The sequence below is a fragment of the Streptomyces sp. NPDC051051 genome (assembly GCF_040682975.1).
Taxonomy (GTDB): Bacteria; Actinomycetota; Actinomycetes; order Streptomycetales; family Streptomycetaceae; genus Streptomyces.
On sequence record NZ_JBFBCB010000048.1, the window covers coordinates 32,186 to 58,167 of the forward strand.

Genomic DNA, 25,982 nt, shown 5'->3' on the forward strand with positions numbered 1-25,982 from the left:
CTGGAAGGCATCCGGACGCCGGAGCGGGAAGACGGGCTCCGGGCCGGCGGGCAACGTGTCCCCACCCCGCGCGGCAGTCGCGCGGCGAGGGGGAGGGCGGCCCGCCCTAGCCGGGGAAGACGGGGATGTCCCGGTGCCCGTCCTGGATCTCGGCCGCGTCCGTACGCGTGGTGCCGCCGGGCACCGGCAGCAGCGGCATCCGCTGCTGCGGCGTCACGGCGTGCGCGTCACCGTGCCGCGACGCACCGCCGTCGAGCTGTGACGCGCCGCCCGGCGCGCCGTCGGGCGCCCCGGCGGGCGCTCGTTCCGCGGGCGCGTGAGTGCCGGTCCCGGCATGCCCGGCACGGACCTGCCCTCCGCCGTGCACGACCGGTCCCCCCGGTGCCTCGGGCACGAGACCCCGAGGGCCGTACGACGGTCGCGGCGCCGCCGGGCCGACGGTCCCGGAGTCCGGTCCGGAGCCCGACGCCGGGCCTCCGGACGCCGGATGGCCCGACGCCGGGAGACCCGGCGGCTCGGGCAGCGGCGGGGCGGGTGCCGGCAGGGGCGGCAGGGGCGGCAGGGGCGGCAGCGAAGGAGCGTCCGGCAGTTCGGGGAAGGAGCCCGGCGGGGGCGGCGTCGGCGGTTCGGAGACGCTCGGCAGCGACGCCGTGGGCGCCGCCTCCGCCACCGCCTCCGCCAACTGCTCGCTCAGGTCCTCCAGCACTTCACCGGCGGGCTTCACGACCCGCTCCCGAACCGGAAGCACGAGATTCGTCGGGGCTGCCGGATCCGCCGGCGTCTCCTCGGCCCGAACCGGGGCCGGGGTCGGGGCCGGGGCGGAGGGCGCGGAGACGGAACCGGATGCCGGTCCGGATCCGGGAACGGCGTGCGACGAGGTCGGTTCGGCCACGGTCCGCGACAGCGAGGCGGTTGCCGCCCTCGCCGTGGACGCCGACGACGTGACCGCGGCCGACGGTGCTCCGTCCGCCGCCTGCGCCTGCCCGCCGAGGAGGAGTCCCAGCCCGAACAACCCGCCCAGCAGCAGCACGCCGCGCAGCGCGACGCTTGCGGCGACGGCGGGCGGACGAGCGGGGCGGGCCAAGGGGGAGGAACCTCCCGTGCGACGAAACGAGGCGTTCGATCCTCGCACGGGAGTCCTGAGGTCGTGCAAGCTCCCCGTCACCGATGGGGGGTCATGTCCCTTTTGCCGCACCGGTGTCCAGGTCCGGGACGGGAAGCGGGCGTTTCTCGATCGCCGCCGCCATCACGTCCGGGAACAGGTCGGGCGTACAGGCGAAGGCGGGCGCGCCCAGCGCCGCCAGGGCGGCGGCGTGCTCCCGGTCGTAGGCGGGCGCTCCTTCGTCGGAGAGCGCGAGCAGGGCGACGAACTGCACCCCCGACGCCTTCATCGCCGCCACCCGCTTCAGCATCTCGTCGCGTATGCCTCCCTCGTAGAGGTCGCTGATGAGCACCACGACCGTCTCGGCGGGGCGGGTGATCTGCGACTGGCAGTAGGCGAGCGCCCGGTTGATGTCCGTACCGCCGCCGAGCCGGGTGCCGAAGAGGACGTCCACGGGGTCGTCGAGCTGGTCGGTGAGGTCGACGACCGCCGTGTCGAAGACGACGAGCCGGGTGCTGATCGACCGCATCGACGCCAGCACCGCCCCGAACACGGAGGCGAAGACGACCGAGGGCGCCATGGACCCCGACTGGTCGACGCAGAGGACCACCTCCTTCTTCACGGACTGCGAGGCCCGCCCGTGGCCGACGAGCCGCTGGGGCACGACCGTCCCGTACTCGGGCAGGTAGTGCCTGAGGTTGGCGGCGATCGTGCGGTTCCAGTCGATGTCGTGGTGGCGGGGCCGGGCGACCCGGGCGCCGCGATCGAGCGCACCGGTGAGGGTGGCACGGATACGGCCGGCGAGCCGTCTCTCCAGGTCCTCGACGACCTTGCGCACGACGGCCCGCGCCGTTTCCCTCGTCGTCTCCGGCATCGCCTTGTCGAGCGAGAGGAGGGTGCCGACGAGGTGCACGTCCGGCTCCACCGCCGCCAGCATCTCCGGCTCCAGCAGCAGCGCGGCCAGCCCGAGCCGCTCGATGGCGTCGCGCTGCATGACCTGGACGACGGAGGAGGGGAAGTACGTCCGGATGTCCCCCAGCCAGCGCGCCACCGACGGCGCCGACGCCCCGAGCCCCGCCGAACGGTCCCGCCCCGGCCGCGCCCTGTCCCCCTTGCCGTAGAGCGCGGCGAGCGTGCCGTCCACGGCCGCGTCCCGCCCGGACAGTTCCTGCCCGGTGCCGTCCGCCTCGCCGCCGCCGAGCACGAGCCGCCAGCGCCGCAGCCGCTCCCGCGCGGGGTCCGTCTCCCTCGTCCGGAAGGTCATGTCCTCACTCCTGCCGGATGGTCGTCGCCCCGCCGCGTCCCGTCCGGTCCCAGCAGCAGCCGCACCACGGGGAGGACGGCGTCCGCGCGTCCCGCGTCGATCTCGTCCGCGAACCCGGCGGTCCCGGCACCCGCCCGCACCACGGTTCCTCTCTCCCCGGGCCCTCTGCGCACCAGTTCCCCGAGCGTCCGGCGCACCCCCGCCTCGTACGCAGAGAACGTCCGCCGCAGCAGCGGCAGGACGTCCGTGAACGCCTCCGCCGACACCCCCGACAGCCAGCCGTCGACCAGGCCGAGCAGCCGCTCGTCGTGCACGAGGAGCAGCCCGCCGCCGGCCCCGCCCCCGACGAAGCCCTCGATCCAGGCGGCCGCGTCCGCCGGCGGCGTCCCCGGCGACAGCGCGAGCCCCATCAGCCGCGCCGCCTCGTCCGCCGCCAGCTCCCCGTCGTCCAGCAACAGCCGTACGGCGCGCCCCCGCACGACCCCCGCCACGCCGCCCCGTGCGGACAGCAGCCGCAGGACGTCCCGCCAGCGGTCCCGGAGCCTGCTGTGCAGCGGGGCCCGCTCCGCCCCGGCCTCCTCCTCGAGCAGCCCCACCGCACCGTGGACCGCGTCCACGTGGCCGCGCATCTCCTCGGCCGCGTCGGCGTCGAGTGCGGCGCACGCCGGCGGCAGACCGACGAAGATCCGCTCGGCGAGCCCCACGGCGACGTCGGCGAGCGCGCCGGTGCCGGTGCCGCGCACGTCGCCGTAGCGCAGGGAGCGGACCAGGGCGGGGAGCGCCCGGGCGAGATGGCCGACGTCCGTGTCCAGGGCGGCCCGCTCGGCGATGACCCGCATCACCGTCGGCAAGGCGTCCGGCAGCCCGGCCGGCAGGCAGCGCTCCGCGAGGGCGGTCGCCTCGGCGAGGCCCCGCGCCGCGACGGCGTCCGCCTCCACCCTGGCGGTGGCGGCGGCCGGTACGGTCGTCCCCCACACCCCGGCCTCGGCGACCCGGACGGACAGCTCGGGCTGCCAGCGCAGCCGCCAGGTCTCGCGGAACGTGCCCGTGCTCCCCCTCGAGACCACCGGCTCGCCCCAGTCCACCCGCAGCAGGCGCAGCCGGTGCAGCAGCCTGCTGCGCTCGGCGTCGGTCTCCTTGCGCAGGTCCAGTTCCAGCTCCCGTTCGGCCGCTTCCGGTGTGAGCCGCAGCCGGCGCCGGCGCCGGTCGAGGTCACGCTGCAGGGGCACCGCGGGCGCGGTGGCGGGGACCTCCCCCATGACGTCCCCCACGACCAGCCGGTCCTCGATCAGCGCCAGCGGTACGTCCGATCCCTCGCACAGCACCGCCCGCACGGCGTCGGTGGTCTCGCCCAGTCCGGGCAGCGGGCGGCCGCGCAGCGCGGCGAGCGTCTCGGCCAGCCGGACCGCCTCGATGACGTGCGCCGGGGAGACGACACGGTCCTCGTCCCGCAGCAGGCCGGCCACCTTGGTCAGCCACCTCTCCACCGGCCGGTCGGGGGCGGCGAACAGATGCGCGTACCAGCCCGGCGAGTCGATGCCGGCGCCGTATCCCCCGGCTCGCGCCAGTCTGCGGTGGGTCCACGGCACCCACGTCAGGTCGGTCTTGATCTTCGGCAGCCCTCTCACCAGTGCCCGGTCGGCGGTGAGCGCCGTGGTCCGCCGGAGCGCGGGCACGTGCCACGCCCCGCACACCACCGCCACGGACCCGTCCCCGAACTCCTTCAGCGCCGCCCTCAACTGGAGCCGCATGTACGCCTCCCGCACGCGGTCCCGCTCGGTGCCCGCGGCGCCGTGCCCGTCCCGCAGGGCCGTCATGGCCTCCTCGATCGCGGCGAAGGGCGCCAGCGGGTCGCGCCGTCCGGCCCCCCGGTGTTCGACGACGTCCTCCCACCAGCGCTCGGGGTCGTCGTACCCGGCGGCGTCGGCGAGCGCGGCGAGCGGGTCGACGCGGAGGTCGTCGCCCGGCGGTCGCGCCCCGGGCGCCGTGCCCCCGGGCCCGGTGCCGCCGGGCTGCGTGTCCTCGGGCGCCGTGTCCTCGTCCGGCTTCCGCCGCCAGGCCAGGGTGTGCGCGGCCGGCAGGTCGATGAAGCGCGCCGGGACGCCGTGTTCCAGGGCCCAGCGGAGTGCGACCCACTCCGGGGAGAACTCGGCCATCGGCCAGAACGCCGACCGTCCGGGCTCGTCCACGGCGTGCGCGAGGAGGGCGACCGGGGGCCGCAGGTCCTCGTCCGCGGCCAGCGGGATCAGCGCGTCGGCCTCGGGCGGGCCCTCGATGAGCACGGTCCGCGGCCGGGCGGCGTCCAACGCCCTCCGGACGGCCCGCGCCGACCCCGGCCCGTGGTGCCGCACCCCGAGCAGCAGGGCCTGGCCCGAGCCGGCCGCGGACCGCCCGCCCGGCTCTCCCCCGGCGGCCCGCATCCGCCGTTCCCCGCCCGCCCCCTTCCCGACGGCCCCCTTCCCGACAGCTTCGGCCGCCCCGTCACCGGCCGCTCCGTCACTGTCGCCGTCGGCATCGCCGTCCGGGCCCCGTACCCGGCCGTCCTCAGTCACCTCACCGTCCGGCATCCCGGCTCCTCCCCCGTGGTTCCCCGTCCGGCCGCCGTCCCTCGGCTCCCCCGCCCGGCCCGTGCCCGCCCGCGCGCCGCCGGAACGCAGCCCCGGGTCCTGTCCTTGCGCCCCCTCACGCGGTCACCTCCCGGCACGCCCGGTAGAAGTCCGCCCAGCCGTCCCGCTCGCGGACGACCGCCTCCAGGTACTCCCGCCACACCACCCGGTCGGCGGCCGGGTCACGGACGACGGCGCCGAGGAGGCCCGCGGCGACGTCGGCCGGGCGCAGGACGCCGTCGCCGAAGTGGGTGGCCAGCGCGAGACCGTTGGTCACCACGGAGATCGCCTCCGCGGGCGACAGGGTGCCGCTCGGCGACTTCACCTTCGTCCGGCCGTCGGAGGTGATCCCGTCGCGCAGTTCGCGGAAGACGGTCACCACGCGGCGGATCTCGTCGATGCCGTCGGGCCCGGCCGGCAGGTCGAGGGAGCGGCCGATCTGGCCGACGCGCCGCGTGACGATGTCGACCTCGGCCTCGACGCTCTCCGGCAGCGGCAGCACCACCGTGTTGAAACGGCGGCGCAGGGCGCTGGACAGCTCGTTGACCCCCCGGTCGCGGTCGTTGGCCGTGGCGATCAGGCTGAAGCCTCGGACCGCCTGCACCTCCTGCCCCAACTCCGGTACGGGCAGCGTCTTCTCCGACAGAATGGTGATGAGGCTGTCCTGCACGTCGGCCGGGATCCGGGTCAGTTCCTCCACCCGTGCCGTCATGCCCTCCGCCATGGCCCGCATGACGGGGCTGGGCACCAGTGCGGCCCGGCTGGGGCCGTGGGCGAGCAGCTGCGCGTAGTTCCAGCCGTAGCGGATCGCCTCCTCCGGGGTGCCCGCCGTGCCCTGCACCAGCAGGGTCGAGTCACCGCTGACGGCGGCGGCCAGGTGTTCGGAGACCCAGGTCTTGGCGGTGCCGGGCAGACCGAGCAGGAGAAGGGCACGGTCGGTGGCGAGCGTGGTGACCGCGACCTCGACGACGCGGCGCGGGCCCACGTACTTCGGTGTGATCACGGTGCCGTCCGGCAGGGTGCCGCCGAGGAGGTAGGTGGCGACCGCCCACGGCGAGAGCTTCCAGCGGGCGGGGCGCGGGCGATCGTCCTGAGCGGCCAGCGCCGCGAGTTCGTGGGCGAAGGCGTCCTCGGCGTGCGGCCTGAGGACCTCCCGACCGGGTGTGCCGTTCGCGGACGCGGAGTGGTCGTGGCGTGGTTCGGCGGACGTCGGTCCAGCGCTGACTGACATGGCTGAGGCCCCCTCCAGCTCGGCCGGTTCGGATCTGGTGTCCACCTTGCACCACCCCACTGACAACCCGCTCCGACCTGCGAAAACACTTCTGCGAGGGCCTTCATGGGACCGATTGTCAGTGGGGGGATCTACCTTCGACGACATGACACAGCAGGGGGTGCGCTGGACCGTGGACCAGGTGCTGGCACTGGCACCTGACGCCGGGTCACGCACAGCGGGGAGCGAATTCGGCGCGGCCGGTCCGTGGTCCGGGACGGGTTGTTCCGGCGAGGGGGCGGTGTGGGGGCTGTGCGGGGGCGGCGGCGGTGGCGGCGGCCCGTACCGGACGGTCGTCGATGTCGGGGACCCGTCCGGACCTGCGTACAGGTGCAGTTGCCCGAGCCGGAAGTTCCCGTGCAAACACGCGCTGGGGCTGTTGCTGCTCTGGTCGGAGGGGGAGGAGGCGGTGCAGGCCGGAGCGGAGGAGCGGGCGCCGGACTGGGCGCGGCCCTGGCTCGCGGCGCGGCGGGGGCGCACGGAGGGGGAACGGGGGTCGGGTTCGCGGAGTTCCGGAGCGGGCCCCGCCGATCCGGAGGCGGCCCGTCGCAGAGCCGAGCGCCGCGCCGAGCGCGTCACCGCGGGGGCGACGGAGTTGGAGCAACGGCTCGCCGACCTCCTGCGTTCCGGCCTGGCCGCGGCCGAGCAGGCGGGGTACGGGCTGTGGGAGGAGGCGGCGGCCCGGATGGTCGACGCCCAGGCTCCCGGACTGGCTTCGCGCGTAAGGGAGTTGGGGGCCATCCCCTCGTCCGGGGCCGGCTGGCCGGTGCGACTGCTGGAGGAGTGCGCGCTGCTCCACCTCCTCGACCAGGGCTGGCTGCGCCGCGACCGGCTGCCGGAGGCCCTGGCGACGACGGTCCGCACCCGTGTCGGTCTCCCCCGGTCGCCTGACGGACCGCCGCTGCGCGACGACTGGCTGGTCCTCGCCCAGTACGACGTCCCGGACCCGAAACTGACGACCCGCCGCATCTGGCTGTACGGCACCACGTCGGGCCGTACGACGCTCCTCCTCTCCTACGGAGCCGCCGGCCGCGCACCCGAGCTCTCGCTGCCGGTCGGTCTCGCCCTGGAAGCGGAGGTGTCGGCGTATCCGGGCACCGGGCAGCGGCGGGGTGCCCTGGGTGAGCAGTTCTCGCCGCCCGTGCCCACCGCGGTCCGGCCGGGTGGCGTGACCACGGCGGAAGCCGCCGCCCGCTACGGCTCGGCGCTGCGGGACGATCCCTGGCTCGACTCGGTGCCGGTGACCCTGGACTCCGTCGTCCCCACCCCGGACGGGGCCTCCTGGCAGCTGGCGGACGCCGACGGGGACACGGCGCTGCCGCTCACACCGGGGGCGACGGCCCGACCCGGGCTGTGGCGTCTGGTCGCCCTCTCGGGGGGCGCTCCCGTCACGGTCTTCGGCGAGTGCGGCCACCGCGGCTTCACCCCCCTGACCGCCTGGCCGCCGACCCCGGGAAGGGCGGTCCACCTGTGCTGACCCCCCGGGACTCCGCCCGGGCCCCGCGGGGTGAGCCGGCACCCGCACCCGGCCCGTGACCGCCCCGCCGTCCACCCCACCCCGGCAGCCACCGCGGCACCGGCCTCGGACGGACACCTCGGCCACCCCCGCCGACCACCTCGTCGGGACCGGAAGCCCACGTCCGCGACACGCCCCGCCACCCGACTCGGTGAGTCAAGAAGGGAACCGCATGACCGGCACCGCACCGGCCTCCTGGGACGACCTCGTCGCCATGGCCCTGCTCGGGACGGACCGGCGTACGCCGCCGGGCGTGGCGCCCGGCCGCTCCGCGGCCGCGGCGTTGCTGGACGCGGCGGCCACCGAGACCGTACGGCGGCGGGCCGGGCTGCGGCCGGGGCGGGCGGCGCCGCGCCCCGAGCCGGCGCCCGAGGACCCGCGCCCGACGCTGCCCGCCGCCGCGGCCCGTAGGCTGGCCCGCCTGCTGGCGGACCGTCCCGGCACCGGCGGAGGCGGCCGCAGGGGTACGGCGCCGGACCTGATGGAGTTGCTGCCCCAGTGGCTGGCGGCCGCCAACGCCCGTGGCTTCGCCGCTCCCGCCGAGACTCTGCCCGCTCTGCTGGACGCGGCGCGCGGCCGGACCGATCTGCGCCCGGCGGCGCTCGCGTTCGCGGGCCCGCGTGCGCTGTGGCTGGCCCGGCTCAATCCGGAGTGGCGGTTCGCCCTGCGTTCGACACCGGGCGGCGGGACGTCCCTGCCGGGCCCGGAGGAGACCGGCCGGATCGCGGAGCTGTGGCAGGAGGGCCTGTTCGCCGAGCGGGTCGCCCTGCTCGCGGCGATCCGCTCCCGCGATCCCGACGCCGCCCGCGCACTGCTGGAGTCGACCTGGCCGACGGAGCGCGCCGAGGACCGCCTGATGTTCCTCGACTCGCTGCGCACCGGCCTCGGCCCCCGGGACGAGCCCTTCCTGGAGCAGGCGCTGGCCGACCGCAGCCGCAATGTGCGTGCCACGGCGGCGGAGTTGCTGTCGGCACTGCCGGGGTCGGCGCTGGCCGCGCGGATGGCGGTGCGGGCCACCGCATGCGTGGCCGTCGACCACACGCGGGACGCTCCGACGATCGTCGTGGAGGCGCCGCACGAGTGCGACGCGGCCATGGAGCGCGACGGCGTGGTGCCCAAGGCGCCGCCCGGCCGGGGCGAACGGTCCTGGTGGCTCGGCCAGTTGGTGGAGTCGTCCCCGCTCGTCTCCTGGCCGGCGCGGCTGGGCGGCCGTACGCCGGAGGAGATCCTCGCGCTGCCGGTGGCCGACGACTGGGTGGGCGAACTGCACGCGGCCTGGTGCCGGGCGGCCGTACGGCAGCGGGACGCCGGCTGGTCGCGGGCGTTGCTCGGAGCGCCGTCGGCGCCGGAGGCGGGCGGACCGGGGGCGCTCTCCCTCGCGGAGCGGGCCAGACTGCTGGGCACCCTGCCGACGGGCGAACGGGCCGACTGGGTGGCCGGTTTCATCGCGACGCACGGCCTGTCGGAGGCGTTCCAGTTGCTCGGGGTGTGCGCGGTGCCGTGGGCCGCACCGCTGGGCCGGGCGGTTCTCGACGCCCTCAACATCGCCCGGGACGCGGGGAGTTACCCGTGGAGTTTCAGCGGGGTGATGGGTCTGGCGGAACGCTGCCTCGACCCGGCGGAGGCCGCCCGCCTCGACGGCCTGCTGGCGGTTCCGGAGGAGCCGGAGGACGCCTCGCCCGGTGCCGGAGGCTACTGGGCGGAGGCGTTCCAGCGCCTGGGGACGACGCTACGGTTGCGGGCCGTGATGAGCGAGGAACTGGGCGCGGTGCGATGACACCGGCCCACGACGCCGCCCCGCACCCGCACGCCTGCGCGTACACGCCCTGCACGTCCGCGTCCTGCACGTCCGTGCCCTGCACGTCTCCCGGCCCGCGTGTCTCCGCGCGCCCGTCTCCGTCGGCGCCCGCCCGTGCCGGCGACCGCCGGAGCCCGTGGGTCGCCCGTCCGCGCCGCGTGCGGTCCGTCAGGGGTGACCCGGGGCGCGGGGGCGCCGCCCCGGACGACCACCGCGGACCACCCCGCCTCGCTCGGGACCGCCCTACGCTCCCGCCGGCTGCCGCACGTTCGCCCGCACCCAGTCCACGATCGACGCCGTGGTCGCGCCGGGCGTGAAGATCTCCGCGACGCCCTTCTCCTTCAGCGGCGCGATGTCCGCCTCGGGGATGATCCCCCCGCCGAAGACCAGGATGTCCGCCGCGTCCCGCTCCTTGAGGAGTTCGATCACGGCGGCGAAGAGCGTGTTGTGCGCCCCGGAAAGGATGGACAGGCCGATCGCGTCGGCGTCCTCCTGGATCGCGGTGTCGACGATCTGTTCGGGGGTCTGGTGGAGGCCCGTGTAGATGACCTCCATACCGGCGTCGCGCAGCGCACGCGCGATCACCTTGGCCCCGCGATCGTGGCCGTCGAGCCCCGGCTTGGCCACCACCACGCGGATCGGACCGGCTGCCACACCCATCACTGCCTCCATGAAGCGACTACATCCATCCGTACCGATTCCCTGCGTATCCCTGCGTACCGAGAGGTACCACCACACCGGCCGGGGAAGTGAACGAACGTTATCCCCAGCATCTCGCAACCGGCGGTTTTACGGTGCGCACAGAGGGGGAAATCACACAATGGGACACGTTCACCGAACGCGGTTGTCTCTCCCCGGACGGGGAACCCGGGACAGATCCGCGCAACGGGAGCCGCACAGAGGTCGCCGCACCGCCGCGTCGCAGACCGCGCGCCGTGGCAGCGTGGCTCATCGCGCAGGCTCGATGGGCAGGCGGGACAGGGTCGTCGACGTCAGGAGCGCCGAGAGCAGATCGCTCACCCCACCGCAACGCCCTTCGCGCTCCGCCGACCGCCTCCGCCGCGACTTCCATGAGGGCACACAGGGGTCAGAGCCGTCCTCGGCGTGCCGACAGGAGGTCGGCCATGCAGGTCACCCGGGCCCTGGAGCCCTTTCTCCCGTACCGCCTCTGCCGGCGCCTGTTGCCGAGCGGGCTGATGGGACTCTCCGCGACGCTCCTCAAGGCGACAGCCCTGGAGCTCGCGATCCTCACGGGGCATCTCCTCCTGTACCCGTCCGGCATCGTCCAGGAGCGCCGCGGCGGGACCGCGCCCGTGCTTCCCCCGGACGGCGGCGCCGCGCGGGCCGGAGGGGTCGAGGAACCGGCGCGGCTGCCGACGCAGGCCCCGCCCCCGGTCGTCCTCCTGCACGGCTTCATCGACAACCGCTCCGTCTTCGTCCTGCTGCGCCGCAGTCTCGCCCAGCACGGCAGGCACCGTGTGGAGTCGCTCAACTACTCCCCGCTGACCTGCGACATCCGGATCGCCGCGGAACTGCTCGGACGGCACATCGAGGAGATCTGCCAGCGCACCGGCAGCAGCCGGGTGGACGTCGTGGGGCACAGCCTCGGCGGGCTGATCGCCCGCTACTACGTGCAGCGGCTGGGCGGCGACGCGCGCGTGCGGACGCTGGTCACGCTGGGCACCCCGCACGCCGGGACCCGGGTGGCGCCGTTGGCGAACGCCCACCCGATCGTGCGCCAGATGCGTCCCGGCTCGGAGGTCATCGAGGAACTGTCCCGGCCCGCGCCCGGCTGCCGTACGCGCTTCGTCAGCTTCTGGAGCGATCTGGACCACCTGATGGTGCCGCTGGAGGCCGCCCGCCTCGACCACCCCGATCTCCTGGCCGAGAACGTGCAGGTGAGCGGCATCGGCCACCTCGCCCTCCCCGTGCACCCGGCCGTCGCGACCGGTATCCGGGACGCCCTCGACGGAGACGGCGCGGCGGCGGACGCCACGCCCGGCGCACCCGGTACGCCGGGAGCGCACACCGGCGATCTGACGGTCGCCTGAGAACAACCGTCCGGACGACCGGAAAGCATCACAAGCGGCCCGCGATCGGACGTTCAGCGCCACTTTCGGTCACGAAGAGACACGCGGTGGCATAACGGCCTCTCCGCGCGGCCGACTTGACGGGCCCGCACCGCACCGGGACGACCGCCGAATTTCGAACGAATTTCGAACATAGAGCCAAACCCGCGCCCGCCCTTCCCCGAAACCCCACCGAATGCCCCTTTCCCGCGGGCATGAAACCTGCGGAAGATTGTCGCGCCCGCATACCGCCGGGTACAGTCGCCGCACTGCTCTGGCAGCCCCTGTTGTGCTCTGGCAGACCCTGTTGTCTAGGCGAGAGAGAAGTTGGTGGACGACCGTCACCCGTCGGGGACCATGACCACCCCGGCTCCGGCTTCCGACGCCGAACCGGCGCACCAGGCGTCGTACGGCTCCCCGGAAGCCCAGTACGGCGACTTCACCACGTACCACGGCTACGACTCCGGCACCTACGACACCGGCGCGCACGCCACGGGACACTTCACGGTCGACCCCCTCTTCGGCGACATGCCGGGCGAGGCCGCACCGCCCGCACCGCCCGGGGTGTACGACGCCACGCAGTGGTCCACGGGCAGCCACCAGATCCTGAACCACGACCCGTACGCGGCCCAGCACCACGCCGCCTACGACACGGGCGCCTACGACACCACCGCCTGGTCCACGGACCAGCAGCAGCTGTCGGGCATCCCGCCGCAGGCCACAGCGGCCGACGGCGGCTGGGGGTCCCCCCTCGCGGAGAGCGACACCGGCACCTGGCGCACGCCCGACGGCACCGACGCCCCCGCCGACCCCACCCAGCAGTGGGAATGGGGCACGCAGACCTTCGACACCGGCGCCTACGACGCGACCCAGTGGAACTCCGACGGCGGCGAGGCCACGGAGAGCGGCGACGAGTACGGGCGACCGGGCGAGGCCGCTTTCGACCAGCAGACCGAGATCCCCTTCGACCAGCAGGCCACCGCCACCTTCGAGCAGGTCGGCCGCGACGACTCCGGTCCCGGCGCCGACGGGTCGGCCGATGCCGCCCCGCTCCTCCTCGACGACCAGGAGGAGGCCGTCCCGGCCTCGCTCGGACGGGCCGCCACCCGCAACGCGAACCGCTCCCGGCGCCGTACGCCCGCGCGGCGCTCCGCGCTGCTGACGGTGGCCGTGCCCTCGGCGTGCGTCATGGGCGTGGCCGGTATCGCGGCGGCCTCCGTGGGCACCCTGACCGGTGGCGACGACCAGGACACCACGGCGTCCGCCTCCGAGGCGCAGGCGGTGAAGCCGTCCGCCGCGAACGACAAGCTGGACACCCAGCTCCAGACGCTCACCGCCGAGGCCGACGCCTTCGCCGACCGGGCCAGCCGCACGCAGGAACGCATCGACCTCAAGGCGCAGCAGGAAGCCGAGAAGAAGAAGGCGGCGGCGGAGGCGGCCCGCAAGGAGCGGCTGCGCCCCAAGTACGCGCTGCCGGTCGGCAACCACGGCCTGAGCGCCTACTACGGCCAGTCCGGCATCAACTGGATGTCCCAGCACACCGGCATCGACTTCCCGGTGTCCTACGGCACCACCGTGATGGCGGCGACCGACGGCACCGTCCGCACCCAGTGGAACAGCGCCTACGGCAACATGATGATCGTGACGGCGAAGGACGGCACGGAGACCTGGTACTGCCACCTCTCCAGCTACCGCGTCGCCTCCGGTACGACGGTGAAGGCCGGCGACTCCATCGCGTACTCCGGGAACTCCGGCAACTCCACCGGACCGCACCTGCACTTCGAGGTCCGGCCGGGCGGAGGCTCCGCGATCGACCCGCTGCCGTGGCTGCGCAGCCACGGGCTCGACCCGACGTAGCCCCCTCGACTCCGCGATGAGCCCCCGTCGTCGACCCGACGCCGGGGGCTCATGTCGTGCGCGCTACAGCTTCTCCACCGGCGCGTAGCGCAGCAGCAGCCGCTTCGGCTTGGCCTCGCCGAAGTCGACCGTCGCCTCCGCGTTGGCGCCGGTGCCCTTCACACCGACGACGGTGCCGAGGCCGAACTGGTCGTGGGTGACGCGGTCGCCGACGGCCAGGGCGATCACCGGCTTCTCCGCGGTGCGCCGCGTGGCGAAGCCGGACGCGCCGGCCGCCGAGGAGCGCGATCGGGACGACGACAGCGAAGCCGCCACCCCGGACACCGGGCCGGAGGACACGGGCGAGGTCGCCCCCGTCCGCTTCCAGTCCACGTGCACGGCCGGGATCTCCTCCAGGAACCGCGAGGGCGGGTTGTACGACGGCTGCCCCCAGGCGCTGCGCAGCGCCGAGCGCGTCAGGTAGAGCCGCTCCCGCGCGCGGGTGATGCCGACGTAGGCCAGGCGGCGCTCCTCCTCCAGCTCCTTGGTCTGGCCGAGGGCGCGCATGTGCGGGAACACGCCGTCCTCCATGCCGGTGAGGAAGACGACCGGGAACTCCAGGCCCTTGGCGGTGTGGAGGGTCATGAGCGTGATGACACCGGAGCCGTCCTCGCCCTCGTCCGGGATCTGGTCGGAGTCGGCGACCAGCGCGACCCGCTCCAGGAAGTCGGAGAGCGAGCCGGTCGCCTCGCCCTCGCCGGACTCCTGCTCGAACTCCAGGGCCACGGCGGCGAGTTCCTGGAGGTTCTCGATACGGGTCTCGTCCTGCGGATCGGTGGAGGCCTGCAACTCGGCCAGGTAGCCGGTGCGTTCGAGCACGGCCTCCAGGACGGTCGCCGGTCCCGCGCCAGACTCGACGACCGTGCGCAGCTCCTCCATCAGCGTGTTGAACCGCTTGACGGCGTTCGTGGAGCGCGCGGCCATGCCGTAGGCCTCGTCGACGCGCTTGAGGGCCTGCGGGAAGCTGATCTTCTCGCGCTGGGAGAGGGCGTCGATCATCGCCTCGGCGCGCTCGCCGATGCCGCGCTTGGGCACGTTGAGGATGCGGCGCAGCGGGACCGAGTCCTCGGGGTTGGCGAGGACGCGCAGGTAGGCCAGGACGTCCCGGACCTCCTTGCGCTCGTAGAAGCGGACGCCGCCGACGACCTTGTAGGGCAGGCCGACGCGGATGAAGACCTCTTCGAAGACGCGGGACTGGGCGTTGGTCCGGTAGAAGACGGCGACGTCACCGGCCTTGGCCTTGCCCGCGTCCGTGAGGCGGTCTATCTCGTCGGCGACGAACTGTGCCTCGTCGTGCTCGGTGTCGGCGACGTAGCCGGTGATGCGCGCACCCTCGCCCGCATTGGTCCACAGGTTCTTGGGACGGCGGGACTCGTTGCGCTCGATGACGGCGTTGGCGGCGGTGAGGATCGTCTGGGTGGAGCGGTAGTTCTGCTCCAGCAGGATCGTGGTGGCGTCCGGGTAGTCCTCCTCGAACTGGAGGATGTTGCGGATGGTCGCCCCGCGGAAGGCGTAGATCGACTGGTCGGCGTCGCCCACGACGCACAGCTCGGCGGGCGGCAGGTCGTCCGCGTTCCGCGGTACGTCCACCGGCTGTTCGACGGAGCCGACGAGCTCCCTGACCAGGGCGTACTGGGCGTGGTTGGTGTCCTGGTACTCGTCGACGAGGACGTGCCGGAAGCGGCGCCGGTAGTGCTCGGCGACGTCGGGGAAGGCGCGCAGGAGATTGACCGTCGTCATGATCAGGTCGTCGAAGTCGAGGGCGTTCGCCTCGCGCAGCCGCGACTGGTACATGGCGTAGGCCTGCGCGAGGGTCTTCTCGAAGCCGTCGGCGGCCCGGGCGGCGAAGTCCTCCTCGTCGATCAGCTCGTTCTTGAGGTTGCTGATCTTGGCGCTGAAGGACTTGGGCGGGAAGCGCTTGGGGTCGAGGTCGAGGTCGCGGCAGACCAGGGCCATCAGGCGCTTGGAGTCGGCGGCGTCGTAGATCGAGAACGACGAGGTGAAGCCGAGCCGCTTGCTCTCACGGCGCAGGATGCGCACGCACGCGCTGTGGAAGGTCATCACCCACATCGCGTTCGCCCGCGGGCCGACGAGCTGCTCGACGCGCTCCTTCATCTCGCCCGCGGCCTTGTTGGTGAAGGTGATCGCGAGGATCTGGCCCGGATGGACATGCCGCTCGGCGAGGAGGTGGGCGATGCGGTGGGTCAGCACGCGCGTCTTGCCCGAGCCGGCACCGGCGACGATGAGCAGCGGGGTGCCGGAGTGGACGACGGCCGCGCGCTGGTTCTCGTTGAGCCCCTCCAGGAGTGCCGCCGCGTCGATCGGGGGGCGCGGGGCGCCGTCGCGGTAGTGGGTGTCCCGGTCCGGCGGCACGTCGAACTTCCCGCCGAACAGATCGTCCGGAACCGGTTCCGGAGAGTGATCGTCCTCGGGCGGTGGCGGGGGTTCCTCGTCGTGGCCGCGGGGGGCCTGGAGGTCCGCCAGGAAGCTGTCGTCAAAGAGGCTGCTCATCGCTCTCCGAGTCTAGGCCGCCCCACCGACAACCCGAGGCCGTCCGGGAAACATCCCGACCCCTCACCTTCCGGCGCCCCCCTTGCACCGTCGGTGACCGCGGACGGCAAACCGTCCGGAGGTCACGAAAATGTATCGGGCATATCACCCACCAACCTTCACAGGGGGCACACCAGTTGGCTACCGTGCCGGGCAGGCCGCTCGACCCCTTCCGGCGAACCTCGCCGGGCCGCGCGGCCTCCGCCGAGTCCGGTGCGCCCCGCGGCAGCCGGAGCCGGGGACCCACCGAGACCTTGGGGTGAATCGGCTCACTCCCCTCCGGGGAGGACGAGCCGTAGGGCAACCCTTCCGAAGCATCCTCGCCCGAACCCGACAGCTAACCCGGTAGGCGGAAACTGGAAGGAGTCGCCTCCCTTGGCGTCGCAGCACCGCAAGCCGCGTCCCGCGAGCACGCGCATGGCAGGCATCCGTACGCCCGCTCTCGCCACCGCCGCCCTCACCTCGGTGGCCCTGCTCTCGCAGACGGCCACCGCCGCCCCCTCCACCGACGACAGGCCGAGCCTGGAGGAGGTCGAGAAGAAGGTCGACGACCTCTACCGCCAGGCGGAGTCGGCCACCGAGAAGTACAACGCCGCCAAGGAGAAGGCGACCAAGCAGCGCAAGAAGGTCGACACCCTCCTCGACGACGTCGCGCAGCGCGCGCAGAAGCTCAACGACGCGCGCGAGGAGCTGGGAACCTACGCCGCAGCCCAGTACCGCACCGGCGCCTCCGCCCCCGACACGGCGACCCTCCTGCTCGCGGACTCCCCGCAGGACTACTTCGACCAGACGCAGCTGATGGGGCGGGTGACCGACCGCCAGAAGGGCGCGGTCGACGACTACTTCGCCGACCAGGCGGAGACGATGAAGAAGCGCCAGGAGGCCTCCCAGAGCCTCCGGACGCTGACCGACTCGCAGAACGACCTGAGGACCGCCAAGGCCGCCGTCCAGAAGAAGCTCGGCTCCGCCCGCGCGCTGCTGTCGCAGCTGACGGCCGAGGAGAAGGCGCGACTGGCGAAGATCGAGGAGCGGAAGCGGCAGGAGGCCGCCCGCAAGGCCGCCGAGCTGGCCGAGCAGCAGGCGGCGCAGACGGCGGCCGCGCAGCAGGAGAGCGCCGGCGCGTCGGATCCGGCGGGCACCGGCACGTCGACGCCCTCGTCGTCCCCCTCCACGTCCACGGACTCCTCGTACGCCACCAAGGCCGAGAGGGCGCTGGCGTTCGCCCGCGCGCAGATCGGCAAGCCGTACGTGTGGGGTGCGACCGGTCCGGACTCCTACGACTGCTCCGGTCTCACCCAAGCCGCCTGGAAGGCCGCCGGCGTCTCCCTGCCGCGCGTCACCTACGACCAGGTGAACGCCGGCACGACGGTCTCCCTCTCCGCCGCGCAACCCGGTGACCTGGTCTTCTTCTACGCCGACGTCACCCACGTCGGCATCTACATAGGCAACGGCATGATGATCCACGCCCCGAAGCCCGGCGCGTACGTGCGCGAGGAGTCGATCTACTACGACGGGGAGTCGTCGATCCACAGCGTGGTGCGCCCGGCCTGACGGGAGTGCCGCGCGCGGGGGCGGGCGTCGTCCTGCGCCCCCGCGCGCGTCCTGGGGAAACCTCCGTACGCTCCCTGGCATCGGCGGCGTGCCCCGCACCGGACGCGCCGCCGGGTGACCGTGTTCCCCCTGGGATGACGGCGGTGGCGACGCTGTGGGTCGCCGTCGTCGGCGTGCCGTGGCTGCAGGGCTCCGGGGAGGTGCTGCTGTGGGTCGCGGTGGCGGCGTGGCCGGCCGTCGCGGCGGGCGCGGTCGCGGACGGGCGGGCGTCGCTCAGGTCCAGAGCACCGCGATGAAGACGTTGGCCACGGTCAGCAGGCCGACCAGGCCGAACAGGGGCTTCTCCACCCGCTCGTCGTCCCGCTTCACGTAGACGAGGCCGAGGATCACGATCAGCAGGGCCAGCTTCACCCCGATCTTGATGTTGTTGACCGCCTGGTCGTCCGCCTGGTTGAGGCCGACCAGGATCACGCCGGTGACCAGCATCGTCGCGGCACCGTGCAGCATCGCGGGGACGAAGCGGGCCGTGCCCTGCCCCATCGCCTTCAGCTGCGTGAGGAAACCGCCGAGCAGCGCGGCGATGCCGACGATGTGCAGGCCGACGAAGAGGTGGATGAGTAGGTCCATGAGGCCGGATGCTAGCCACCGGGCCGGACACCTCCCGACACCGGCCCGCACCCACCGCCCCCTCGGGCACCTGCGCGCCGCATAGCAGCGTGCCGCTCCGGGGCGCCCCGGATTCACCGCATCGGTCGGCCCGCCGCGTGAAGTCGACGACCTGGGACCGGCGGTAGGGCCACTTCCGGTCACCCGGCAGTCCGCTCCTGTCACTTCCGTACATCGCGTCACCGGACCGGCCCGAACGGGCTTAGCGTCCTCCCCCAGGTGACCGGCTTCCCACCGCCGCCCGGCCCGGGGCGGCAGCCGGACACCACCGCCGAGAGTCCGGCGGCGTTCCGCTCCCCCGTGCGGGCGTCGCCGGGCGCGTCAGCCGCACCGCGCGGCCGTGCGTCCGCTCCCCCCGGCGGCCGAGGCCCGTCCCCGCGGCCCCGGTCCCCGGCGGCCGTACCGACGAGGCGGTCGACGAAAGGACGTGCAGTCCCACGTGGCAGCGCACCGCAAGCCCCGTCAGCGTTCGGCCGGCGGCCACACGGCCCGCGCGGCGGCGACCATCGCCCTCGCCGGTGTGGCCGGCGCGACCGCCTTCGACGGGATCGGGCACGCCGAGCCGAACCCCACCCCGGCACAGGTGAAGGCCAAGGTGGACAAGCTGTACCAGGAGGCCGAGGCCGCCACCGAGAAGTACAACGGCGCCCAGGAGAAGGCGAAGGCCGCCGAACGGCGCCTGGAGACGCTGCGCGACGAGGCCGCGCGCAAGGAGGCCCGGCTCAACACGGCCCGCGAGGCGCTGGGGACGATGGCCGCGGCGCAGTACCGCGGCGGCGGCCTCGACCAGGCGGTGCAGCTCGCACTCTCCGACGACCCCGACCAGTACCTCGACAACGCCGCCTTCGCCGAACGGGCGGGCGACCGCCAGTCCGCCGCCGTCACCCGGGTCGGCAGGCAGCTGCGGGAGATCGAGCAGCTGCGCGGCGCCGCCCGCGTCCAGCTGACCTCACTCAAGACGCGGCAGGCGGAGCTGAAGCGGCACAAGAAGACGATCACCGACAAGCTGGGTGCGGCGCGGCGCCTGCTGAACCGGCTCACGGCCGAGGAACGGGCGCGGCTCACCGCGGACACGGGCGGCGGGACGGATACCCGTGCCTCACGGACCTCGGCGGGAGCCCGTGCCGACCTGCCCGCCCCCGGCGCGGCCACCGCGACCGGCTCCCGCGCGGCGGCGGCCGTCTCCTACGCCTACGCCAAGCTGGGCAGCCCTTACGTGTGGGGGGCGACCGGCCCGCACGCCTTCGACTGCTCGGGCCTGGTCCAGGCGGCTTACCGCTCGGCGGGCGTCTCCCTGCCCCGCACGACGTACGCCCAGATCGACGCCGGGCGCCGCGTCTCCCGCTCCGAACTCCGGCCGGGCGACCTGGTGTTCTTCTACCCCGGCATCACCCATGTCGGGCTCTACATCGGCGGCGGCAGGATGATCCACGCCCCGAACCCGTCGGCCCCGGTGCGCGTGGCACCGATCGACGAGATGCCGTACGCGGGGGCCACCCGGGTGGTCTGAGGCTCCCCCGTCACACCAGCCGTCGGGCCGTCGCCCAGCGGGTCAGCTCGTGGCGGTTGGACAGCTGGAGCTTGCGCAGCACCGCCGAGACGTGGGACTCGACCGTCTTCACCGAGATGAACAGCTGCTTGGCGATCTCCTTGTAGGCGTAACCGCGTGCGATGAGGCGCAGCACCTCGCGCTCGCGCTGGGTGAGGCGGTCGAGGTCCTCGTCGACCGGCGGGGCGTCGGTGGAGGCGAAGGCGTCCAGGACGAACCCGGCGAGCCGCGGCGAGAAGACCGCGTCGCCCTCCTGGACGCGGAAGACGGAGTCGACCAGGTCGGTGCCGGTGATCGTCTTGGTGACGTAGCCGCGGGCGCCGCCGCGGATGACGCCGATCACGTCCTCCGCGGCGTCCGAGACGGACAGAGCGAGGAAACGCACGGGCCGCTCGGCGTCGCTCATCAACGGGGCGCAGCGGCGCAGCACTTCGACGCCGCCGCCGCCCGGAAGATGCACGTCGAGCAGGACGACCTCGGGCCGGGTCGCGGTGATGACCGTGACCGCCTGGTCGACGTCGGCGGCCTCGCCCACGACCTCCACACCGGTCTCCTCGGTCCGGCCGATCTCGGCCTGCACGCCCGTGCGGAACATGCGGTGGTCGTCGACGAGGACCACCCGCACGTGCCGTCCGGTGCCGCCCTCGCCGTGCGCGGGCGCAGCCGCCGGGGCCGCCCCCGTCGTGCCGTTCGTCTCGGTCGGGTCGCTCATCACTTCTCCGCCCTCTCCATCTCCAGCTCGACCTCCGTGCCGCCGCCCGGGACCGCCCGGAGCCGCGCCGTGCCGCCGTTGCGCTCCATGCGGCCGATGATCGATTCTCTGACGCCCATCCGGTCGGCGGGTATCGAATCGAGGTCGAAGCCGGGACCGCGGTCCCGGACGGACACGAAGACCGTCCTGCCCTCGACCTCGGCGTAGACCTGTACGGCGCCGCCCTCGCCACCGTACTTGGCGGCGTTCACCATCGCTTCGCGCGCGGCCTGCATCTGCGCGGTCAGCCGCTCGTCGAGCGGGCAGTCGCCGACGACCACGACCTCCAGGGGGACGCCGTGCTTGTCCTCCACCTCGGCGGCGTGGCGCCGGACCGCGTCGGCGAGGGCGGTGGGCTCGTCCGCCTCGTCCTTGCCGGTGCCCTCCGGCTTGTACAGCCAGGTGCGCAGGTCGCGCTCCTGGGCGCGGGCGAGGCGGCGCACCTCGCCCGCGTTCTCCGCGTTGCGCTGGATCAGGGTCAGGGTGTGCAGCACCGAGTCGTGCACATGGGCGGCGACCTCGGCCCGCTCCTGTGCGCGGATGCGCATCAGTCGCTCCTCGGACAGGTCCTGCGTCATGCGCACCAGATAGGGCCCGGCGAGCAGGGTGATGCCGACCAGGACGGCGAGGGCCGCCTGCAGGACCGAGCCGAGGTGGGCGGCGGAGCCCTGGAGGACGAAGATGCCGGAGACGCCCGCGGTGACCAGCAGGACACCGGCGCCGGCGCGCAGCAGCGTGAGCGTACGGCGTCGGCGGCCGACCTCGACCCAGCGGGCCCGCCGGGCGTTGTCCGCCTGGCGCCAGACGAGGGCTACCCCCGCCCCGACCAGCACGGCGGGCAGGAGGTAGGCCTTGGCGCCACTGCCCACGTTCACATTGCCGACGAAGACCATGGCGACGACGACCATGAGGAGCAGGGCGACGATCTGGCCCTTGTCGGGCTTGCGGGCGACGAGTCTGCGGCGGCCGTCGGGCGCGGTCCCGGTGGCGACGAAGGAGGGGGGCCGCTGGTCGCCGACCCCGCCGATGCCGAGCGGCACGAAGAACCAGAAGGCCGCGTAGAGCAGGGCGCCGAGGCCGTCCGCCATGAACAGGCCGACGAACACGAGCCGCACCCAGATCACGGGCAGCCCGAGATGTCCGGCGAGCCCCCGCGCCACACCACCCAGCCAGCGTCCGTCGCCACTGCGGTAGAGCTTGCGCGGCGGCCGCGGTTCGACGAGTGGCGCTGCTGCGGCTTCCGGCATGCCAACGATGGTCACACGGCCGCAGGTCCCGGGCATCAGGGTTCGCCCCCGAGACGCCCCTGATCTTCGACGGCCCCGCACGTCGCACGCGTCCCGGGCGGCGGCTCAGGGCCGATATCAGGGTCCGACCAGGGTCGTTCCGACTGCCGCCGGGGCCGCTCGCCCGCCACCATGGACTCATGACGGATCACCAGCACGCCGCGGGCACCGGACCGGACGGGAGCGGCGCACCCGACGCGGCCATCCCGCCCGCCGGCGCCCACGGCGGGGCGTCGGCGCCCGGCCCCGGTTCCCACCCCGGCGGCGGCCCCGGCCTCGCCGAGCGTCCCCCGCACCGGTTCCGCCGCGACCGCGAGCACAAGATGCTCGCCGGCGTGTGCGCGGGCCTCGGGCGGCAGTGCGACATGGACCCGGTGATCTTCCGGATCACGCTGGCCGTGCTCTCCGCGACCGGCGGCATCGGCCTCATCTTCTACGGCTTCGCCTGGCTTTTCGTCCCCTACACCGACGACGGCCAGAACGAGGTGCGCAAGCTGCTGACCGGCCGGGTCGACGGCCAGGCCCTCGCGGCCGTGCTGTTCGCGCTGGTGGGCTGCGGGGTGTTCCTGTCGATGCTCAACAACGGCGGTGTGCTCACCTTTGCCGTCGTCCTCTCCCTCCTGCTGGCCGGCGCCGGCTACTGGTCGCGGTACCGGGAGGCCTCCGACGCCGACCCGCTCGCCGCCCAGGCCGTCGCCGACGCCCCGCCGGAGGCCCAGGCGCCCCCGGTCCCGGCCGCGTACCCGTCCTGGTGGCGCGACCCGATCGTGAAGGACGGCACACACGACGGCGGCACGGGATACCTGTGGGGCCCCGGAAGCTCCGACGCCCCGGACTTCGTGTCCTCGATCGACGTGGACCTCACCGGGCACGCGCACACCCGCGAGGCGATAAGCGCCCCGTACGGCCGGGCGCCCCGGCCGCGGGGTCCCCGCTGGATCGGCGGCTGGTCCTTCCTGCTCGCGCTGCTCGCGGGCGGCCTGGCGACCCGGCTCGCCTGGGACGAGCACCCGCTGGGCACCAGCCTCCAGGCCGGCCTGTCCGTCGCGCTGGTCGTGCTCGGCACGGGGATCGCGGTCAGCTCGCTGCTGGGGCGCACCGGCGCGGGGTCGGTCCTCCTGGCGATCGTCACGGCCGGTCTGCTCGCCGGCTCGACCACCGTGCCGAAGAACGTCGGCACGCGCTGGGTCGACACGACATGGCGGCCCACGGCGGTGGCGGACGTCCGGGAGGGCTACGACCTCGGCACCGGCGACGCCACCCTGGACCTCTCCCGGCTCCGGCCCGCGAAGGGACAGACGGTGAGCACCGACGCCGAGGTGGGACTCGGCCGGCTGCGGGTGATCGTGCCGCCGGACGTGACGGTGACCGTCCGGATCGACGTGGGCCTGGGCGACATCCGACTGCCGGGTGACGACCAGAAGGACGTGGACGTGGAGCCGGGCAAGCACAAGGAGGTGACCTTGTCCCCCGTCTCCGGCGGCAAGGACACCGGGACGATCGACCTCGACCTCCAGGTCGGGGCGGGACAGGCGGAGGTGGCCCGTGCTGCGTCATGAGTTCCGGCCGGGCCGGCTGGTCGCCGGCTCCGCCTTCGTCCTCGCGGGAGTCATGTACGCGGGTGACGCGGGCGGTCACTGGGAGACGCCCTGGTTCACCGTCATACCCGTCGTCGTGGCGGGTCTCTGTCTGGCGGCCGTCACCGGCCTCGTGGCCCGCGCGATCCGCGGACACCGGGACGGAAAGCCGGATGCCTCCGCGGAACGGGGCGCGGGAGCGGGGCCGGCGGGAAGCTGACCTCGGAAGCGGGAGCAGGGCCGGCGGAGGAACTGCCCCGGAAGGGGGCCGTGCCGGGGGCGGCACGGCCTACAGGAAGCCTCCGGACCGCTGACGCCTCCTGGTGTGCCAGGCGGCGTCGAGGGAGAGGACCGGGGCACCGGCGAGGACGAGCGGCAGCCACGCCATGAGGTAGGCGAGGTCGTTGCCGTAGTAGTACGGGTCGGAGGCCCAGCTCACGGTCAGCCACAGGCTGAGGGAGATCAGCGCGCCGCCGAGGGCGGCGAGGCGGGCGAGGACGCCGAGAAGGGTGCCGATGCCGACGGCGAGTTCACCGAAGGCCATGGCGTAGCCGAAGCCGGTGGGGCTTTTCAGCGCGAGGTCGACCAGGGCGGGGATGGCCGAGGAGTCCCGTACGGCCCGCATGGTGTCGCCGATCGAGCCGGCGCCACTGTCCTTGAGGAAGGCGCCGTCGGTGAGTTTGTCCAGGCCGGCGTAGACGAAGGTGACGCCTAGGAAGATCCGGAGCGGGAGGAGGGCGTAGCGGGTGGCGGTGTCCCGCCGACTGCCGCGGCCGCCGTCGCGATGGAGGGAGTGCGTGTCCGTCCGCCTGCCGTGAGTCATCGCCCGTAGCCGCCCGTCGCCCGCAGTGGTGGAGCCCTCGACAAACCATACGTACGGAGGGGGCGGTGCGCTCAATGGTCGGTCAGGTCGCCGAACACCTCTTGCGGACCCTGGGTGTTCGGGCCCTGGGCATTCGGGCCCCGCAAGGCCGGGCCCCGCCCGTCTCAGTCCGTCACGTCGATCGCGTAGCGGTTCGTCTCCACGCCGGCCGCGGTGACCACCTGTACCTCCACCCGGCCGGGCTCGACCTCCACCGGGACCGGGACGGTGAGGACCGCGTCGGTGGGGTTGCTGAAGCCGCCCGTGACCGGGACGAGGGGCACATGGACGTGGACGGCGCCGATGCGGACGACCATGCGGGAGAGGCGGTCGGCGGTCTGTGCACCCGGCGGCACGAATCCGGCGCCGCGGATCTCGATGTCGTCACCGGTGCGGATCGGGGCGTCCAGGTCGCCCGCCTCGCGGGAGCGGACGACGGACAGGATCACGGGCCGCCCGCCCTCGGCGTACTTCCCGGCGAGGTAGGTCGCGGCCGACACCAGCACCACCACGGCGAGGCCCCAGGGCAGGTCGGGCAGCTGGTCGGGACGGCGGGCGAGGCGTACGGCGGCGAAGGCCAGGGCGACGGCGCTGATGACGACGTACTGGATGTCGGCGAAGGTGCCGCGGCCGGCGTCGTCGGTGAACAGGTCGGCGGCGCGGGGCCGGGGCGCGCGGACCTTCTGGAGCCGCTGGCCGAGGACGCGCAGACCGACCACGCGCCGCACCAGCACGGCGATCGCGCAGACCACCGCGAGGACGGTCACCACGCCGGCGCCGCGCGCCAGGTCGAGTCCGGAGATCAGGGCGTCGCGCTCGACGGGTCCGGACGCGGCCGCCAGCCTGCCCACCAGGACCAGTACCGCGTACACCACGAACAGCACCCAGGCGGCGGCGACCGTACGGGAGGTGGACAGGCGGTTGTCCTCGCCGATCACGGGGGCCAGCGCCCCGCCGCGCGTCCGGTGGAACCAGGAGGCGGCGGTCAGGGCGCCGCCGACGAGCAGCGCGGCGAGCAGTCCGGCGGTGCGGGCCGTGGTCCAGCCGGCGCCGATCGCGGTCAGGGACTGCACGAGCAGCAGGGCGACGACCGCGGCCCCGACCGTGCAGGCCGTGCGCAGCCGGACGCGGTTCAGCCAGGACTCGCCCTCGGCGCGGCCGCGTTCGGCGACGAGTTCGGCGGACTGGGCCAGTTCCTCCGACACCCACTGGCGGGAGGCGGACGCCGAGTGGGCGACGGCGGCAGGCAGGCCCTGTCCGGCGGCGAACTCGTCGCGCTTCGCCAGGAAGGCGGCGACCGCCCGCCGGTGCCCCTCGCGCGCCCCGTGAGGGCAGTTCCCGCAGGCACAGCCCCCGTCGTGCGCGCCCGGTTCCGCGCCCTGCCCCGCCTCCTGCACCGCCACTGCCGACGCCCGCCTTCCCCACTACCCGTACGGCTGGTGGCCCCGGTGAGAACCGGCCCCCGCCCCTGTGAACAACTCCCCCGCGCCGACAGCGAATTGTGCCCTACGGCACACCGCCGCGCTCCGGCAGGTCGGGCCGGCGCGGGTGAATCCGGGCCCGCCGTGTCGACCCGGCTAGGGCGTGTTTCGAAAGTAGCGTCGTCTGCCCGAAGGGCAGGCCCGGCGGCGTCTGGTGCGTGCGATCGCAAGGCGGAGGGTCGCCCCGA

20 protein-coding genes and 1 riboswitch are annotated in these 25,982 nt (G+C 74.1%); of the genes, 9 read left to right on the forward strand and 11 right to left on the reverse strand.

Going from position 1 to position 25,982, the window contains the following annotated elements; genetic code table 11:
- Window positions 1–106 precede the first annotated feature (106 nt).
- The 4 genes from AB0N31_RS29165 to AB0N31_RS29180 all read right to left on the reverse strand — a co-directional run bounded on the left by AB0N31_RS29165 (window position 107) and on the right by AB0N31_RS29180 (window position 6,203).
- Window positions 107–1,084, reverse strand: a complete 978-nt coding sequence (locus tag AB0N31_RS29165) for a hypothetical protein (protein ID WP_366061431.1) — start codon at window positions 1,082–1,084, stop codon at window positions 107–109.
- A 91-nt stretch (window positions 1,085–1,175) separates the two neighbouring features.
- Window positions 1,176–2,366, reverse strand: a complete 1,191-nt coding sequence (locus AB0N31_RS29170; RefSeq protein ID WP_366061432.1) for a VWA domain-containing protein — start codon at window positions 2,364–2,366, stop codon at window positions 1,176–1,178.
- A complete protein-coding gene (locus AB0N31_RS29175; RefSeq protein ID WP_366061448.1) occupies window positions 2,363–4,786 on the reverse strand; it encodes a DUF5682 family protein in 2,424 nt (807 codons plus the stop codon). Before AB0N31_RS29175 ends, AB0N31_RS29170 begins: the two co-directional genes overlap by 4 nt.
- A gap of 262 nt (window positions 4,787–5,048) precedes the next feature.
- Window positions 5,049–6,203: an AAA family ATPase gene (locus AB0N31_RS29180; RefSeq protein WP_366061433.1), complete on the reverse strand. Its 1,155-nt coding sequence runs from the start codon at window positions 6,201–6,203 to the stop codon at window positions 5,049–5,051.
- 145 nt (window positions 6,204–6,348) lie between these two features.
- Here AB0N31_RS29180 and AB0N31_RS29185 point away from each other — a divergent pair, with 145 nt between their 5' ends.
- Window positions 6,349–7,719, forward strand: a complete 1,371-nt coding sequence (locus tag AB0N31_RS29185) for an SWIM zinc finger family protein (protein WP_366061434.1) — start codon at window positions 6,349–6,351, stop codon at window positions 7,717–7,719.
- Window positions 7,720–7,930: 211 nt separating this feature from the next.
- Window positions 7,931–9,535 (forward strand): DUF5691 domain-containing protein, encoded by a 1,605-nt coding sequence (locus tag AB0N31_RS29190; protein WP_366061435.1) that lies wholly within the window; start codon window positions 7,931–7,933, stop codon window positions 9,533–9,535.
- Between the two features lie 264 nt (window positions 9,536–9,799).
- Here AB0N31_RS29190 and AB0N31_RS29195 read toward each other — a convergent pair whose 3' ends face one another.
- Window positions 9,800–10,216, reverse strand: coding sequence for a cobalamin B12-binding domain-containing protein (locus AB0N31_RS29195; protein ID WP_099936101.1), 417 nt, complete (start codon window positions 10,214–10,216; stop codon window positions 9,800–9,802).
- Between the two features lie 464 nt (window positions 10,217–10,680).
- Between AB0N31_RS29195 and AB0N31_RS29200 the strand changes: the two genes are divergently transcribed.
- A complete protein-coding gene (locus AB0N31_RS29200) occupies window positions 10,681–11,607 on the forward strand; it encodes an alpha/beta fold hydrolase (protein WP_366061436.1) in 927 nt (308 codons plus the stop codon).
- Between the two features lie 348 nt (window positions 11,608–11,955).
- The gene (locus AB0N31_RS29205) at window positions 11,956–13,482 is read left to right on the forward strand and encodes a M23 family metallopeptidase (RefSeq protein WP_366061437.1); all 1,527 of its coding nucleotides are present in this window, start codon (window positions 11,956–11,958) and stop codon (window positions 13,480–13,482) included.
- A gap of 63 nt (window positions 13,483–13,545) precedes the next feature.
- On the opposite strand, the gene pcrA is transcribed toward AB0N31_RS29205, so the two are convergent.
- Window positions 13,546–16,032 carry a DNA helicase PcrA gene (gene pcrA, locus AB0N31_RS29210; RefSeq protein ID WP_366061438.1) on the reverse strand — a complete coding sequence of 829 codons (2,487 nt, stop codon included), beginning with the start codon at window positions 16,030–16,032 and terminating at the stop codon, window positions 13,546–13,548.
- Between the two features lie 231 nt (window positions 16,033–16,263).
- A riboswitch (cyclic di-AMP (ydaO/yuaA leader) is annotated at window positions 16,264–16,439 on the forward strand.
- 49 nt (window positions 16,440–16,488) lie between these two features.
- Here pcrA and AB0N31_RS29215 point away from each other — a divergent pair.
- Window positions 16,489–17,622, forward strand: coding sequence for an NlpC/P60 family protein (locus AB0N31_RS29215; RefSeq protein WP_366061449.1), 1,134 nt, complete (start codon window positions 16,489–16,491; stop codon window positions 17,620–17,622).
- 143 nt (window positions 17,623–17,765) lie between these two features.
- Complete coding sequence (locus AB0N31_RS29220; protein WP_366061439.1) at window positions 17,766–17,918, forward strand: hypothetical protein; 153 nt, start codon at window positions 17,766–17,768, stop codon at window positions 17,916–17,918.
- On the opposite strand, the gene AB0N31_RS29225 is transcribed toward AB0N31_RS29220, so the two are convergent.
- Window positions 17,896–18,249, reverse strand: a complete 354-nt coding sequence (locus tag AB0N31_RS29225) for a hypothetical protein (RefSeq protein WP_366061440.1) — start codon at window positions 18,247–18,249, stop codon at window positions 17,896–17,898. The two genes, AB0N31_RS29220 and AB0N31_RS29225, sit on opposite strands and share 23 nt — an antisense overlap.
- Before the next feature lie 478 nt (window positions 18,250–18,727).
- On the opposite strand from AB0N31_RS29225, the gene AB0N31_RS29230 reads away from it, so the two are divergent.
- Complete coding sequence (locus AB0N31_RS29230) at window positions 18,728–19,798, forward strand: NlpC/P60 family protein (RefSeq protein ID WP_366061441.1); 1,071 nt, start codon at window positions 18,728–18,730, stop codon at window positions 19,796–19,798.
- 10 nt (window positions 19,799–19,808) lie between these two features.
- Here the strand turns inward: AB0N31_RS29230 and AB0N31_RS29235 are convergent, their stop codons facing one another.
- Both AB0N31_RS29235 and AB0N31_RS29240 read right to left on the reverse strand, forming a co-directional pair.
- Window positions 19,809–20,549, reverse strand: coding sequence for a response regulator transcription factor (locus AB0N31_RS29235; protein ID WP_366061442.1), 741 nt, complete (start codon window positions 20,547–20,549; stop codon window positions 19,809–19,811).
- Window positions 20,549–21,871: a PspC domain-containing protein gene (locus AB0N31_RS29240; RefSeq protein ID WP_366061443.1), complete on the reverse strand. Its 1,323-nt coding sequence runs from the start codon at window positions 21,869–21,871 to the stop codon at window positions 20,549–20,551. The genes AB0N31_RS29235 and AB0N31_RS29240 overlap by 1 nt, the downstream gene beginning before the upstream one ends.
- A gap of 143 nt (window positions 21,872–22,014) precedes the next feature.
- Between AB0N31_RS29240 and AB0N31_RS29245 the strand changes: the two genes are divergently transcribed.
- A complete protein-coding gene (locus tag AB0N31_RS29245) occupies window positions 22,015–23,433 on the forward strand; it encodes a PspC domain-containing protein (RefSeq protein WP_366061444.1) in 1,419 nt (472 codons plus the stop codon).
- A complete protein-coding gene (locus tag AB0N31_RS29250; RefSeq protein WP_366061445.1) occupies window positions 23,420–23,671 on the forward strand; it encodes a hypothetical protein in 252 nt (83 codons plus the stop codon). Before AB0N31_RS29245 ends, AB0N31_RS29250 begins: the two co-directional genes overlap by 14 nt.
- A gap of 69 nt (window positions 23,672–23,740) precedes the next feature.
- Here the strand turns inward: AB0N31_RS29250 and AB0N31_RS29255 are convergent, their stop codons facing one another.
- A complete protein-coding gene (locus tag AB0N31_RS29255; protein ID WP_366061446.1) occupies window positions 23,741–24,274 on the reverse strand; it encodes a DoxX family protein in 534 nt (177 codons plus the stop codon).
- Window positions 24,275–24,438: 164 nt separating this feature from the next.
- Complete coding sequence (locus AB0N31_RS29260) at window positions 24,439–25,716, reverse strand: hypothetical protein (RefSeq protein WP_366061447.1); 1,278 nt, start codon at window positions 25,714–25,716, stop codon at window positions 24,439–24,441.
- Window positions 25,717–25,982 lie beyond the last annotated feature (266 nt).

Bases quoted from the DNA above. Each gene is read 5' to 3' on its own strand.
- AB0N31_RS29195 (WP_099936101.1), bottom strand. From the start codon at position 10,216: ATGGGTGTGGCAGCCGGTCCGATCCGCGTGGTGGTGGCCAAGCCGGGG.
- AB0N31_RS29255 (WP_366061446.1), bottom strand. From the start codon at position 24,274: ATGACTCACGGCAGGCGGACGGACACGCACTCCCTCCATCGCGACGGC.
- AB0N31_RS29185 (WP_366061434.1), top strand. From the start codon at position 6,349: ATGACACAGCAGGGGGTGCGCTGGACCGTGGACCAGGTGCTGGCACTG.
- AB0N31_RS29215 (WP_366061449.1), top strand. From the start codon at position 16,489: ATGGCAGGCATCCGTACGCCCGCTCTCGCCACCGCCGCCCTCACCTCG.
- AB0N31_RS29235 (WP_366061442.1), bottom strand. From the start codon at position 20,549: ATGAGCGACCCGACCGAGACGAACGGCACGACGGGGGCGGCCCCGGCG.
- AB0N31_RS29245 (WP_366061444.1), top strand. From the start codon at position 22,015: ATGACGGATCACCAGCACGCCGCGGGCACCGGACCGGACGGGAGCGGC.
- AB0N31_RS29190 (WP_366061435.1), top strand. From the start codon at position 7,931: ATGACCGGCACCGCACCGGCCTCCTGGGACGACCTCGTCGCCATGGCC.
- AB0N31_RS29180 (WP_366061433.1), bottom strand. From the start codon at position 6,203: ATGTCAGTCAGCGCTGGACCGACGTCCGCCGAACCACGCCACGACCAC.
- AB0N31_RS29175 (WP_366061448.1), bottom strand. From the start codon at position 4,786: ATGCGGGCCGCCGGGGGAGAGCCGGGCGGGCGGTCCGCGGCCGGCTCG.
- AB0N31_RS29200 (WP_366061436.1), top strand. From the start codon at position 10,681: ATGCAGGTCACCCGGGCCCTGGAGCCCTTTCTCCCGTACCGCCTCTGC.
- AB0N31_RS29170 (WP_366061432.1), bottom strand. From the start codon at position 2,366: ATGACCTTCCGGACGAGGGAGACGGACCCCGCGCGGGAGCGGCTGCGG.
- AB0N31_RS29240 (WP_366061443.1), bottom strand. From the start codon at position 21,871: ATGCCCGGGACCTGCGGCCGTGTGACCATCGTTGGCATGCCGGAAGCC.
- AB0N31_RS29225 (WP_366061440.1), bottom strand. From the start codon at position 18,249: ATGGACCTACTCATCCACCTCTTCGTCGGCCTGCACATCGTCGGCATC.
- pcrA (WP_366061438.1), bottom strand. From the start codon at position 16,032: ATGAGCAGCCTCTTTGACGACAGCTTCCTGGCGGACCTCCAGGCCCCC.